Annotated in this window: 10 protein-coding genes; 8 read left to right on the forward strand and 2 right to left on the reverse strand. The window is 72.7% G+C overall.

All coding sequences use genetic code 11. The features are described 5' to 3' along the window. The first annotated feature begins 51 nt into the window (after nucleotides 1-51). The 6 genes from GD748_RS05240 (at nucleotide 52) to GD748_RS05265 (ending at nucleotide 8,242) form a co-directional block, all read left to right on the forward strand. On the forward strand, nucleotides 52-1,671 hold the full coding sequence (locus GD748_RS05240; protein WP_193312819.1) for a serine hydrolase domain-containing protein: 1,620 nt from the start codon (nucleotides 52-54) through the stop codon (nucleotides 1,669-1,671). A gap of 84 nt (nucleotides 1,672-1,755) precedes the next feature. Beyond that, a complete protein-coding gene (locus GD748_RS05245; protein WP_152194074.1) occupies nucleotides 1,756-2,655 on the forward strand; it encodes a sulfurtransferase in 900 nt (299 codons plus the stop codon). Further along, on the forward strand, nucleotides 2,652-3,098 hold the full coding sequence (locus GD748_RS05250; protein ID WP_152194075.1) for a SufE family protein: 447 nt from the start codon (nucleotides 2,652-2,654) through the stop codon (nucleotides 3,096-3,098). The genes GD748_RS05245 and GD748_RS05250 overlap by 4 nt, the downstream gene beginning before the upstream one ends. Nucleotides 3,099-3,105: 7 nt before the next feature. Beyond that, a complete protein-coding gene (pip, locus tag GD748_RS05255; RefSeq protein ID WP_152194076.1) occupies nucleotides 3,106-4,050 on the forward strand; it encodes a prolyl aminopeptidase in 945 nt (314 codons plus the stop codon). A 271-nt stretch (nucleotides 4,051-4,321) separates the two neighbouring features. Beyond that, nucleotides 4,322-5,479: a calcium:proton antiporter gene (locus tag GD748_RS05260; protein ID WP_152194077.1), complete on the forward strand. Its 1,158-nt coding sequence runs from the start codon at nucleotides 4,322-4,324 to the stop codon at nucleotides 5,477-5,479. Between the two features lie 159 nt (nucleotides 5,480-5,638). Further along, a complete protein-coding gene (locus tag GD748_RS05265) occupies nucleotides 5,639-8,242 on the forward strand; it encodes an ATP-binding protein (protein ID WP_152194078.1) in 2,604 nt (867 codons plus the stop codon). 119 nt (nucleotides 8,243-8,361) lie between these two features. Here GD748_RS05265 and GD748_RS05275 read toward each other — a convergent pair whose 3' ends face one another. Beyond that, complete coding sequence (locus GD748_RS05275; protein ID WP_152194080.1) at nucleotides 8,362-9,744, reverse strand: FAD-binding oxidoreductase; 1,383 nt, start codon at nucleotides 9,742-9,744, stop codon at nucleotides 8,362-8,364. Between the two features lie 459 nt (nucleotides 9,745-10,203). Here GD748_RS05275 and GD748_RS05280 point away from each other — a divergent pair, with 459 nt between their 5' ends. After that, nucleotides 10,204-11,337, forward strand: a complete 1,134-nt coding sequence (locus tag GD748_RS05280; RefSeq protein ID WP_226920785.1) for an MFS transporter — start codon at nucleotides 10,204-10,206, stop codon at nucleotides 11,335-11,337. Between the two features lie 53 nt (nucleotides 11,338-11,390). Here the strand turns inward: GD748_RS05280 and GD748_RS05285 are convergent, their stop codons facing one another. After that, nucleotides 11,391-12,290: a ribonuclease Z gene (locus tag GD748_RS05285; RefSeq protein ID WP_152194081.1), complete on the reverse strand. Its 900-nt coding sequence runs from the start codon at nucleotides 12,288-12,290 to the stop codon at nucleotides 11,391-11,393. 202 nt (nucleotides 12,291-12,492) lie between these two features. Here GD748_RS05285 and GD748_RS05290 point away from each other — a divergent pair, with 202 nt between their 5' ends. Further along, nucleotides 12,493-13,071, forward strand: a complete 579-nt coding sequence (locus tag GD748_RS05290) for a rhodanese-like domain-containing protein (protein WP_152194082.1) — start codon at nucleotides 12,493-12,495, stop codon at nucleotides 13,069-13,071. Nucleotides 13,072-13,381: the final 310 nt, after the last annotated feature.

Below are 13,381 nucleotides of genomic sequence, written 5' to 3' on the forward strand. Positions count from 1 at the left end.
ATACCGACCGGCGGTGCTCTCGCGCGGCCCCCGAGGCGGCTGGTATGTGCCGTGACGGCCGTCCTGGTGGGGGTGATGGTCGGCTGCGTCCTTCCGGCGGCCGAGACGACCGTCTCGGCGGCGGCCACCGAGCCGACCCGGTCCGTGCTCGTCGAAGCGAGCGCCGGCTCCGCGCCGCCGTGGCCCGCCGTGGACCAGGTGACCGGGCCCGTCGCGGCGTACCTCGACGCCGAGACCCGCCGGCTCGGCCTGCCCGGTGCGGCCGTGAGCGTGATCGTCGGCGGGGACGTCGTGTGGACGCACGCGACCGGGACGGCAGACCCCGCGGGGGAGCCGATGACCGCCGACACCCCGGTCCTGCTCGCCTCGACCTCGAAGGCCATCACCGCGATCGCCGTCGCCCAGCTGGTGCAGGACGGTCGGCTCGACCTCACGGAGCCGGTGAGCGAGTACCTGCGGTGGTTCACGCCGACCACGCCCGGGCCGCCGATGACTGTGGGGGACCTGCTGCACCACACGGCCGGGCTCGACCTCGGGCACGACGCCGGGACGCATCTCGCCGACGGCGGTCCGCACCCCCTCCAGGACCGGGTCCGCGACCTGGCCGAGGACGACATCGCCGTGGCGCCGGGGGAGTACAGCTACTCGAACGCGAGCTACGACGTCCTCGGTCTGCTCGTGGCCGAGACGTCCGGCCGGCCCTTCGGCGCCTACGTCGCCGAGCACGTGCTCGCTCCCCTGGGGATGGACCACGCCTACACCAGTGCGGAGACGGCGCGCGCCGACGGCCTCGCGGAGGGGTACTACCGGTGGTTCGGCCGGTGGTGGCGGGCCGCCGACATGCCTGCCCCGGGCGGCTCCCGGCCGTCGGCGACGATGTACGGCTCGGCGTCGGACCTCGGCCGGCTCGTCGCCGCCCACCTGACCCGGCCGGCGAACGTCCTGCCCCCGGCCGGCTGGGACCTGCTCACCGCGCCCGAGGCCCTGATAGCGCCGGACGTCTTCTACGCCGGTGGCCTGGTCGTCCGACCGCAGTGGGAGCTCGCCGATCCCTCCGGGACGTCCCCGGACACCTCGGCCCTCCCGACCGTCTACGAGCACAACGGGAGCTGGCCGAACTCCCATACGTTCCTGGCCTTCGTCCCCGAGCAGGACCGCGGCGTCGCACTCGTCGTCAACGGCAACGACCAGGCACGGGAGTCGGCCCTGGTGGGCCTGGACCACAACCTGCTGCGGCTGCTCGCGGGGCACGACGCGGTGCACGTGCCGGTGACCGACGAGCCCCTGCAACGCTACGGCTGGGCGATCGCGGCGGTCTTCCTGGGTCTGGAGCTGGTGAGCCTGGGTTGGTCCGTGCGCCGGCTCCGCGCCCGTCCAGCTGGCCCGTCCGGCGTCCGGTCCCGCACCTCCCTCCTCCGGACGGCGCTACCGCCACTGGTCCTTGACGCCGTCGTCGTGTGGCTGGTGCTCGCCTACATCCCGGCGCGGTTCTTCACCACGCCGGCCGAGCTGATCAGGCTGAATCCCGACCTGGGCGTGCTGATCGTCCCGGGCCTCGCGCTCGCGCTGGTGTGGGGTCCGCTGCGCACGGTGCTGCTGCTGCGGATCCATGGAGCGGGGCAGGTCTCTCCGCCTCAGGCCCGGGAGGAGGGCGCAGTGACCGCCGCCTGAGATGCCCGTCACCCGTGACGCGGTGCGGGGCCCGGCGGTGAGAGGATCGGGGCAGCACCCACAACCCCTGGAGGTCCCGAGAACATGGCCCTGCCCTACGACGACGAGCCGAGCTTCGCTGCATACGCCCACCCCGAGCGCCTGGTCTCCACCGAGTGGCTGGCCGCGCACCTCGGCGAGCCGGGGCTCGTCGTCGTCGAGTCCGACGAGGACGTCCTGCTCTACGAGACGGGCCACATCCCGGGGGCGGTGAAGGTCGACTGGCACCTCGACCTCAATGACCGCGTCACCCGCGACTACGTCGACGGCGAGGGTTTCGCGCGGCTGATGTCCGCCAAGGGCATCGACCGGGACACCACGGTGGTGCTCTACGGCGACATGAACAACTGGTGGGCCGCCTACGCCCTGTGGGTCTTCACCCTCTTCGGGCACCCGGACGTGCGACTGCTCGACGGCGGCCGGTCGAAGTGGCAGGCGGAGAACCGCGAGATGACCACCGACGTGCCGACGCCGTCGGCGACCGAGTACCCCGTGGTCGACCGCGACGACACCGTCGTGCGCGCCTACAAGGAGGACGTGCTCGGCTTCCTCGGCGGCCAGCTCATCGACGTCCGCTCCCAGCCCGAGTACACCGGCGAGCGCACCCACCTGCCCGACCACCCCGACGAGAGCACCCTCCGGGGCGGGCACATCCCCGGCGCCGAGTCGGTGCCGTGGGCGCGGGCCGCGAACGAGGACGGCACCTTCAAGGGGCGCGCCGAGCTCGAGGCGATCTACCAGCAGGAGAAGGGCCTGGACCCGGCGGAGCCGGTCATCGCCTACTGCCGCATCGGTGAGCGCTCCGCGCACAGCTGGTTCGTGCTCCAGCACCTGCTCGGCTTCCCGGACGTGCGCAACTACGACGGGTCGTGGACCGAGTGGGGCAACGCCGTGCGGGTGCCGATCGCCGTCGGGGAGGAGCCGGGGGAGGTGCCCGCCCGATGAGCGGCGACCTGCCGACCGCGTTCGCGGCGATCGTCGACGACTTCAACGCCGTCACCGCGCCCGACCGGCTCCAGATGCTGCTCGAGTTCAGCCGCAACCTCCCGGCGCTGCCCGAGCGCTACGCCGAGCACCCCGAGCTGCTGGAGCCGGTCCCGGAGTGCCAGTCCCCGATCTTCCTGATCGCCGAGGTCGACGGCGCCGGTGACGACGCCGTCGTGCACCTGCACTTCTCCGCCCCGCAGGAGTCGCCCACGACGAGCGGGTTCGCGGGGATCCTGCACGAAGGACTGGACGGTCTGACCGTCGCGGACGTCCTCGCCGTCCCGGCGGACGTTTCCGACCGGCTCGGGCTCGCGGAGGCCGTCAGCCCGCTGCGGCTGCGTGGCATGGCCGGCATGCTCGGCCGGATCAAACGTCAGGTACGGGAGAAGGCGGCGGCCTGAGGGCGACATGAGCTACCCGTCGATCGAGCCGTACGAGAGCGGGCTGCTCGACGTCGGCGACGGGCACCACCTGTACTGGGAGGTCTGCGGCAACCCCGCCGGCAAGCCCGCCGTCGTCGTGCACGGCGGACCGGGCTCGGGGTGCAGCGAGGGGATGCGGCGCTGGTTCGACCCCGCGGCCTACCGGATCGTGCTGGTCGACCAGCGCAACGCCGGCCGCAGCCTCCCGCACGCGGGCGAGCCGGTCGTGGACCTGTCCGCCAACACCACGGCCCACCTCGTCGCGGACCTGGAGCGGCTGCGCCTTCACCTCGACGTCGACCGCTGGCTCGTGCTCGGCGTCTCCTGGGGCAGCACCCTCGCGCTCGCGTACGCCGAGACACACCCGCAGGCGGTCAGCGAGGTGGTCCTCCTGGCGGTGACGACGACGTCCCGCACCGAGGTCGAGTGGATCACCCGGGACATGGGACGGGTCTTCCCCGAGGAGTGGGAGCGGTTCGTCTCCCTCGTCCCCGAGGTCGCCGACGGCGGCAACATTCCTGCCGCGTACGCCCGCCTCCTCGCCGATCCCGACCCCGCCGTGCACGAGCCGGCCGCACTGGCCTGGTGCCGCTGGGAGGACACGCACGTCGCGACGGTGCCGGGTTCCGAGCCCCGCATGCAGCGCTACGAGCCTCGCAAACGCCTCGCCGTCGCCCGCCTCGTCACCAGGTACTGGGCGAACGCCGCCTTCCTGCCCGACGGCGCGCTTCTCGCCGGCGCCGCTCGCCTGGCCGGGATCCCCGGCGTGCTCATCACCGGCCGGCTCGACATCTCCGGCCCGGCCGACACCGCCTACCACCTGCACCGGGCGTGGCCCGGAAGCGAGCTGCACGTCGTCGAGGACACCGGCCACGGGGCCGGCGGCATCGGCCTGGTGGAGACCACCGACCGTTTCGCCACCCGCCGCTGAGGGGCGGTGCCTGCACTTTCGACGGTGGTGTCGCCCTCGAAGGCTCACCCGGGCGTGCGGCGTTGTGCCGGGGAACCTGGGCGCCACTCACGGCTGCTCGGGACTCAAGCGGCCGTGAGCCATGGCACTGCGCATGCAGGTGCGCCGTGTCCAGGAGGGCTCCTACAGTGGTGCGGTGCGAGCGTCGGCGTGTGAGAGTGACGCTGCGGGCGGGACGTCCCGTTCGTGACCCCCTGACACGAGGACGGCCTCGTGGGGACAGGACTTGTCCATGATGTCCGCCACTGCTCGGTCGATCCTTACGCCCGCTGCGATCGGCCGCCTGATGCTGGGCTGGGGCACCTTCGTCGCGCTGATGCTCTCCGGCTCCCTGCTCGAGGCACCCGCACCGCCACTGCTGGTCGCGGCCCTTGCGGTGATCGTCGGCGTGATCCTGGTCTGCTCCTTCGGGGTGGTCCACGAGGCCGAGCACCTTGCTCGTCGACTTGGTGACCCTTATGGCTCCCTCGTGCTGACCCTCTCGATCGTGGTGATCGAGGTGATCCTCATCGCTGCCGTCATGCTGGGCCCTGGCGAGCACGCCACCATCGCACGAGACTCGGTGATGGCCGTGTCGATGATCATCCTCAACGCGGTGATCGGCCTCTGTCTCCTCGTCGGCGGGATGAAGCACAGCGACATGAGGCACAACCGCACCGGCACCTCCGCCTACCTCGCTGTGCTGGTCGTGCTGTCCTCGCTGGCGTTGGCCCTTCCCGGTCTGATCGGCCGCGAGGGCGCCTACACGCCGGGGCAGGAGCTCCCCGTCATCGTGCTGACCGTTGTCCTGTACGGATTCTTCTTGTTCCGGCAGATGGGCAAGCAAGCTGGTGACTTCCGGGAGGTCGACCCCCGCCTGACTGCCGCAGTAGCCCTGGGTGGCGACGTCCCGTCCGCCGAGGGGCGTCAGAGCGTCGCCCGGGTCATCGCCGAGCACCGCCGTGAACTGCTGCTGCGGGCTGCGCTGCTCGTAGCGACGGTTCTGCCCATCGTGCTGCTGTCGCACGACATGGCCGCGCTGCTGGACGACGGGCTCGGACGGATCGGGGCGCCGGTAGCCCTCGCCGGCGTCCTGATCGCCATGATCGTCTTCCTCCCGGAGGCGATCACGTCGCTGCGCGCCGCGCTGCAGGGTGAGATCCAGCGCGTCATCAACCTGTGCCATGGTGCCCTGGTCTCCACGGTCGGGCTGACCATCCCCGCGGTCCTCGTCATCGGCTCACTCACCGGACAGACCGTCGTGCTGGCCGAGTCGCCCGTCAACCTGCTGCTCCTCGGCATCACGTTGCTGCTGTCGGTGACCACGTTCTCGGCAAAGAGCGTGACGGCGATGCACGGCGCAGCCCATCTCGTGGTGTTCGCCGTCTACGGCATCGCCATATTCTCCTGAGCACCCGTGCGTGCAGCCCGCATTCCTCTCGGTGGACCTGCCGGAGCTCAGTCAGCTGTCGGCTTGTTCTGGCCCGCCACCGCGGGCGGTCAAGGCTTTCGGCCATGGTGGCGCCCTCCGGCGTAGCATCTGGACACCTCTCACGACGGTGGGTCGACGATGACCGAGAAACCCCTCATCCGGACGCCGGACCAGCGACTGCGTGTGTTCGTCAGCTCCACGCTGCAGGAGCTGGCGCCCGAGCGGGCAGCCGCGCGCGCGTCGGTGGAACGGCTCCGGCTCACGCCTGTCATGTTCGAGCTCGGCGCCCGGCCCCACCCGCCCCGTGACCTCTACCGCGCGTACCTCGACCAGAGCCACGTGTTCGTGGGCCTGTACTGGCAGCGCTACGGCTGGGTGGCACCAGGGGAGGAGGTCTCGGGGCTGGAGGACGAGTACCACCTCTCGGCCGGGCTGCCGCGGCTCATCTACGTCAAGGCGGGCGACGGCCGGGAGGAGCGGCTGGGTCTCCTGCTCGACCGCATCCGCGAGGACGACACGGCTTCCTACAAGGAGTTCGGGGACGCCGCCGAGCTCGCGAGCCTGCTCGAGGTCGACCTCGCGGTGCTCCTCAGCGAGCGGTTCGAGCTAGCCTCGCTCCCGCCCGGGCAGACCGTCGGTGATCCGCGCCCGGAGGTGGCCGCGAAGCTACCGCCGGCGCTGGCGACCCCGCTCACGCCGTTGGTCGGGCGCGACGACCAGGTCGGTGCTGTCGGCTCTCTTCTCGCGTCCGACGACGCCCGGCTCGTGACGCTCGTCGGCCCCGGCGGGATCGGCAAGACGCGGCTGGCGAGGGAGGTGGCCGCGCGGTCCGCGACGGTGTTCCCCGACGGCGTCTGGTTCGTCGACCTCGCCGCCGTCGCGGACCCCGCCCTGGTGCCCGACGCCGTCGCACGCGCGCTCGGCGTCCACGACACCGGGGACGCGCCGCTGTCCGAGAAGCTCCAGCGAGCGCTCGCGCGCCGACGGACGCTGCTGGTCCTCGACAACTTCGAGCAGGTGGTAGAGGCAGCGAACGGGGTCGTCGCCCTCCTCGGCGCCACCCCTGGTCTGAAGGTCCTCGTCACCAGTCGCGCCCTGCTCCGGGTCGGGGGCGAGCACGGGATCGAGGTGGGCCCTCTCGGCCTGCCCGCCGGGCGTGCGCCCGACGCCGTAGCCGCCGCGCACGCATCCCCGGCAGTCGAGCTGTTCCTCCAGCGCGCCCGCTCGGTCCGGCCGGACTTCCAGCTCGACGCGAGCAACGTCGGCGCGGTCAGCGAGATCTGCCGTGCGCTCGACGGCGTACCCCTGGCGCTGGAGCTGGCCGCCGCCCGCCTGCGGACCCTGCCCCCTTCCGCTCTCCTCGAGCGCCTCGACCGCGCCCTGCCGTTGCTGTCCGGCGGAGCCCGGGACCTGCCCGCGCGGCAACGCACGCTGCGCGGCACGCTCGACTGGAGCTACGGCCTGCTCGGCCCGAACGAGCGGAGACTGTTCACCGACCTCGGCGTCTTCGCCGGTCAGTTCCCGCTCGATGCGGCCGAAGAGGTCGCGGACCGGCCGGGCAGCAGCGTGCTCGACGGGCTCGGCGCGCTCGTCGACTCCAGCCTGCTCCGGCAGCAGGACCGCGACGGCACGCCGTGGTTCACGATGCTTGCGGTCGTGCGCGAGTACGCCCGTGAGCGCCTCGAGGCGTCACCGGACCTCGAGGAGGTCCGCGCCCGGCACGCCGCCCACCACCTCAGGGTGGCCGAGCGGGCGGGTCGGCGCCTGTACGGGCCCGAGCAGCGAGCAGTGACGGCCCGGCTCACCCTCGTGCACGACGACCTGCGTGCCGCCGTCGTCCATCTGCTCGACCACCACGACGGCGCGGCCGTGGTCCAGCTGGTGTGGGACCTGTTCCTCTACTGGTGGGTGGACGGCCACCTCGACCAGGCCAGACTCTGGATGGAGGAGGCGCTGGCCGGTGAGCAGCTACCGGCCCTGGAGCGCGCGCGTGCCCTCGCGCTGGGCCGGCTGGTCGCCTTCATGCAGAGCAACGACCCCTCGGTGGTTCGCGACGTCGAGGAGGCGATCACGACGTTCCGGCAGCACGGGGACGCAGGGGGCGAGTCCTTCGCGCTGTCCACGCTGGCACTCACCAGCTTCTCCGACCCCGAGGCTGACCTGGACGAGGCCCAGGCGAGGTTGGAGCGGGCGGTGCGACGTGCGCGTGACGCCGGTGATCGGTGGCGGGAGGCGATGGCGTTGTTCACCGCTGGCCGGATCGCGCTGGCTAGCGGCGAGCTCGCTCCCGCCCGTGACTTCCTCCTGCGTGCCCGGTCGGTGGCACGGCGCGCAGGGGACGAGTTCACGTCGATCGTCGCGCTGACCAACCTCGCCTGGGTCGCCCTCGACGAAGGGGACCTCGTTGCCGCGACGCCGAAGTTCGCGGAGGCGCTCGCGTCGGCGGAGAGCATCGGTCACGACGAGGGCGTCGCCTACGGCCTCGAGGGACTGGGCGCCGTCGCGGCACTGAGCGACGAACCGGATCGCGCTGGTCTGCTGCTCGGCGCCGCGGCGTCCCGACGGGCACGCAGCGGGCTGCGGAGCTTCAACCTGCCGGCGGCGCTCGACGACAGGGCCCGGACGTCGGACCCGGACGTGTTCGACCGTGCCTACGAGACCGGCCTGGCGATGTCCGACGCTGACGCCCTGGCGGCCGCGCTCGAGCGAGAGACTGGCGCCCGGCCGCGGCCCGGGCCCTGATCCGGCCCGGCTCCGACGGGTCGTCGCCCGCCTCGGTCCCGTCGGGGACGAGGTCTGGCGTCGCACGCCTCGCACCTGCCTGCTCTCAGCACCACCCGGCGACCGCCGAGCGCCCGGGCTCAGGCGGGATCCGGCCAGACGTTCTGGTTCAGCCGGAACAGGTTGTCGGGGTCGTACCTGCGCTTGACGGCCAGCAGGCGGTCCCAGGTCGCGTCCGGGTAGGCGGCCCGGACGCGGGCGGAGCCCTCGCGACCCAGGAAGTTCACCGTCGCCGGCCCGTCCGGGCGGTGCAGCACGGCGGCCGCACCGTCGACCCAGGCCTGCTGGCCGGCGCGGTCCGCCGGGTCCGCGTAGAAGGCGCCCAGGCTCACCAGCACCCGGCTCGACCGGTGGGCGTAGGCGGTGGCGTCGGCAGGCACCCGTGCGACGGCGCCGCCGAGTGCTCGCAGCTGCACGACCCGGCCGCCGCCCGGTGCCTCCAGGCGCTCCATGATCGCGGAGGCGGCCGCGTGGTCGACGTCGTCCACGAAGGACGTGCGGAACACGGCGCCCCCACCCGACGGCGGGTCCTCGCCGTACATCTCCGGGTAGCGGAGCGGGCGCACCAGGTCGGCGAGCGGCTCGGTCAGCGTCCGGAACGGCGCGACTGCCTTCTCCGCCGCCTCCACCGGTCCGGTGTGCACCATCATCGCGAGCACCACGAGACGGCCGTGCACCTCCGCCGGGAGGAACGGCATCGGCGGGCAGGCCATGACGCTGGCGATGGTGGTCAGCTCCTCCGGCGCGTCCTGCGCGAGCGCGACGAAACGCTCGACCACCTCCGCCGTCGCCGGCAGCACGAGCAGGCCCCCCACGACCTCGTCGACCTCGTGCAGCCGGAGCCGGAAGCGGGTGACGACGCCGAAGTTGCCGCCGCCTCCACGGATCGCCCAGAACAGGTCCCGGTGGTGCTCGTCGTCCACGAGGAGCAGGTCCCCGTCCGCGGTGACGATCTCCGCCGCGAGCAGGGAGTCGATGGTCAGGCCGTGCTTGCGCGCGAGCAGCCCGAGCCCGCCTCCGAGCGTGAGCCCGCCGAGCCCGACCGAGCCGGTGTCGCCGAACCCGGTGGTCAGGCCGTGCCGGCCGGTCGCCTCGACGTACTCCCGCGCCGTGAGGCCCGGCTCCGCCCAGGCCGCGCGGCCGGCGACGTCGATCTCCAGCGCCTTCATCTCGTGCAGGTCCAGCACGATGCCGCCGTCGGTCGTGCCGAACCCGGCGCCGCTGTGACCGCCGCTGCGGACGGCGAGCTCGAGCCCGGTCTCCCGGGCGGCGCTGATGGCGCTCGCGACGTCGGCGGCACCGGTCGCTCGGACGATCGTCGCCGGTCGCGCCTCGGGATCGCCGAACTTGGTGGTGCGGGCCATGTCGTAGCCGTCGTCCTCGGGGCCGAGGACCGTGCCGGCCACCTCGCGGCGCAGCCGGTCGAGCAGCTCGTCCGTCTTCTGGTCTGTCTTGACGTGCATGGGTCTACTTCCCGGCCGCGGGGGCGGCCTCGCTCCGACGAGTGGTGTCAGTCGTTCGGGTGGCGGCGTCGTCGTGCCGATGAGCGGCGTCGTCGTTCCGGCGGGAGGACGGGACAACCCGCCGGGAGACACACCACGTTCCTCCGCCACTTCACCGGCGGGCAACGACTTTTTTGAGCGGCTGCGGTGCTGAGTGGCTCCGTGTGGCCCAAGCACTGGCCCGTCGTCATGCCGTGCGTGCTACACCCAGTCGACTCGGCGCGATCCCGGGTGCCTGCTGACGGAGCTGCCCTCGGCGCTGTGCGTGCCAAACCCACGCCCCCTCGGCGCGGTCCGGACGGCAGTTGCGTCACCGTCGCCCGAAAACAGTGGACGCGCCGCAACGGCACGACGCACGATTGATCCATGCGACATTGATCCACATCCCGATCCCCGTACCCGCCGCGGGTCCTCCCGCTGGTGCGGACAGCCACGGCATGGGCGCTGATCGCCGACGCGATCCCGCTCTACCCGCTCTATGCCCTCCTCTTCGCCGAGACCGGGCTGAGCGCCGCGCAGATCTCGATGCTGTTCGCCATCTGGTCGGCCGTCAGCGTGCTCGCCGAGGTGCCGACCGGGATCCTTGCGGACCGCTTCTCTCGCCGCTGGGCAGTCGTCGCCTCATCGGTGCTGCAGGCCGCCGGCTTCGCGCTGTGGATCGCGGCGCCGGGCTTCGCCGCGTTCGCGGCTGGTTTCGTGCTGTGGGCAGTGGGTGGGGCGCTGTCCTCGGGCGCCTTCGAGGCGCTGCTGTACGACGCCCTCGCCGCCGCGGGGGCGGAGCGCCACTTCCCGCGGCTCCTCGGGCGGGTGGGCGCGATGGGTCTGCTCGCCCAGGTGCCGACGGCGCTCGCGGCCACAGCGCTGTTCGCGGTCGGCGGCTTCACGCTGGCCGGATGGGTCAGCGTCGGCTGCTGCCTCGTCGCTGCCGTGCTGGCGACCCGGCTGCGCGACGTACGACCGGTCGAGGCGGATGCCGCCGCACCGCCCGCGGAGGAACCGACCGTCCGTGCTGGTGCCCGGGTGATCGCCGGCCGGCCCGAGCTGCGTGGTCTGGCACTCGCCCTCGCTCTGCTGTGGGCGGTCGACGGGCTCGAGGAGTACTTCGGTCTGCTGGCTGCGGATTGGGGGGCCGCGACGGCGGCCATCCCGTTGACCCTGCTGGCCGTCCCGCTCGCCGGTGCGGCCGGGTCGGCTCTCGGCGGACGGGCGGCCCGGCTGAGCACGCGCACGCTCGCCGTCGTGCTGGGGGGCGCGGCTCTGCTGCTGGCGGGCGCCGCAGTGCTGGCGCGACCCGGAGGCATGGCGCTGGTGGCTGCCTTCTACTTCGGCTACCAGCTCGTCCAGGTGGTGATGTCCGCGCGCCTGCAGCAGCACGTGCCGAGCGTGATGCGGGCGACTGTCACGTCCGTTGCCGGCGCCGGCAGCGAGGTGGCGACGCTCGGCCTGTACGCCGCGTGGGCGTTCGGTGGCCTGCCGGTGGTGACGGCCGGGATCCTGGCGCTCGCGCTGCTGCTCCCGCTGCTGGTCCGGAGGAAGATGCCGAGGCGGACCTGATACGGCCTGCGCCGACGTGGCCTGCGTCGACGCGGCCTGCCGTCCGGCTTCGCTCAGGACCCGGCGCCCGGGCGTCGCCGTGGCGGGAGGGCGAACCGGTCCAGGTCGGCGGCTGCCGTGACCTCGGCGGTGCCTGCCCGCGCTCGAGCCTGGTCGGCGAGCACCGCGACGTCTGGATAGCGCGAGGAGAAGTGGGTCAGCACGAGCGTCCGGGCCCCACCGGCACCGGCCAGCGCACCCGCCTGGCCGGCAGTCAGATGCCGGTACGCCGTCGCGAGCTCGTGGTCCTCGTCGGCGAAGGTGCACTCCGTGACGAGCAGGTCCGCGTCCTGCGCAAGCTCCTCGGCCCCCGAGCACTGCGCTGTGTCCATGACGAACGCGAACCGCTGACCGGGCCGCGGCACGCTGACGTCCGCCAGCCGCACGTCCCCGAACCGCCCCTCGCGCTGCAATCGCCCGACGTCCGGTCCGGACAGCCCCACCGCCGCCAGACGGTCCGGAAGCATCGTTTGCCCGTCGGGCTCGGTGAGGCGATATCCGTAGGTCTCGACCCGGTGCTCCAGCGCCACCACCTCGAGATCGTCGGCGACCTGTCCGGCCGCCCCGTGCGGGTGCAGCCGCAGGTCGACGCCGCCGCCGGCCACCGCGACCAGAGCGCGCACCACCTCCTCGCCCGATGCGGGGTAGTGCAGGTGGACGTGGTGCTCGACGCCGTCGACGGCCATCCGCGAGAGCACCCCCGGCAGGCCGAAGCAGTGGTCACCGTGCACATGCGTGAGGCAGATCCGGTCGACCTTGGAGGTGGCGACGCCGGCGTGGATCATCTGCCGCTGGGTCCCCTCGCCGGGGTCGAGCAGCAGCCCCTGCCCGTCCCAGCGCAGGAAGTACCCGTTGTGGTTGCGCGTGCGGGTCGGCACCTGTGACGAGGTGCCGAGCACCACGAGCTCACGCATGGGCACGAGTGTGCCCCCTCGACGCAACGGCGCGAGCCGGCCCCGTTCCGTCCGCGCAAGACGCTGCACGCGTTCGCGAAGTGGACTGAGCTTCTGCTGGCCTCACCGGTCAGCCGGTACGGGAACAAGGACGGGGGCTTGACCGTTCAATCGACGTGCCCGGTGCAGGGCACGTCACCCGCACCACCGAGGAGGTCGCCCTGTGTCCACCACCCAGCCCGTCCGGACGACGACCGAACCCGTCGGCCTCCCGCCGGTCGGCGGTGCCTCCCAGTCCGTCGGCCTTCCGCCGGTCGGTGGTGCCTCCGAGCCTGCCGGCGTTCAGCCTGTCGGCGGCGTCTCCGGGCGCACCGACCGCCTGGCCGCGGGCAGTACGCCCGAAGCCAGGCGCAGGACGCGGCGCCGTCCGCTGACCGCCCTGCTGCGCGCGGCGAAGGCCCGCTTCACCAGGCGTTACCGGCAGGTCCTTCCCCGGCAGGCACAGACTCTGGTCGACTGCGGCACTCTCGTGCTGGACGTGCGGGAGCCGCACGAGTTCCAGGCGGGTCACCTCCCGGGCTCGCAGAACATCCCGCTCCGCGAGCTGGTCCGCCGCAAGAGCGAGCTGGCCGAGGCGCCGGTGCTCGTCGTCGACCGTTCCGGTCCCCGGTCCGAGCTTGCGGCCGCGATGCTCGCCGACGAGGGTCACGAGACCTACGACCTGCGCGGCGGACTGCGTGCCTGGGACTACTCGGGACGCCCGTTGACCACCGCCGACGGGGGCTCGGGCACCGTCCTCTGACACCTGGGATCGCGCGACCGGGCCGAAGAATTTGTACCGGATATCGGTACGAACCCTTCGGCTCGGCGTGGGTCGGCCCTCGGTCTGACGTGGGCCGGCTTCTTCGCTCTGACGTGGGCCGCCCCTCGGTCTGACGTAGGCCCGGTTCCCTCCGGCCGGCGTGGGCCGGTTCCCTCGCCTGGCGTGGGCCGGTTCCTCCGGCCTGACGTGGGCTGGTTTCTTGGGTCAGGCGGGGGTCGGCGGGTCGTTGCCCCCGGTTGTGGGCCCCTTCTGGGCGTGATTGTGTCGACGCAGACCAAGCCGCCAAGAC

The organism is Georgenia subflava (genome assembly GCF_009193155.1).
Classification (GTDB): Bacteria; Actinomycetota; Actinomycetes; order Actinomycetales; family Actinomycetaceae; genus Georgenia; species Georgenia subflava.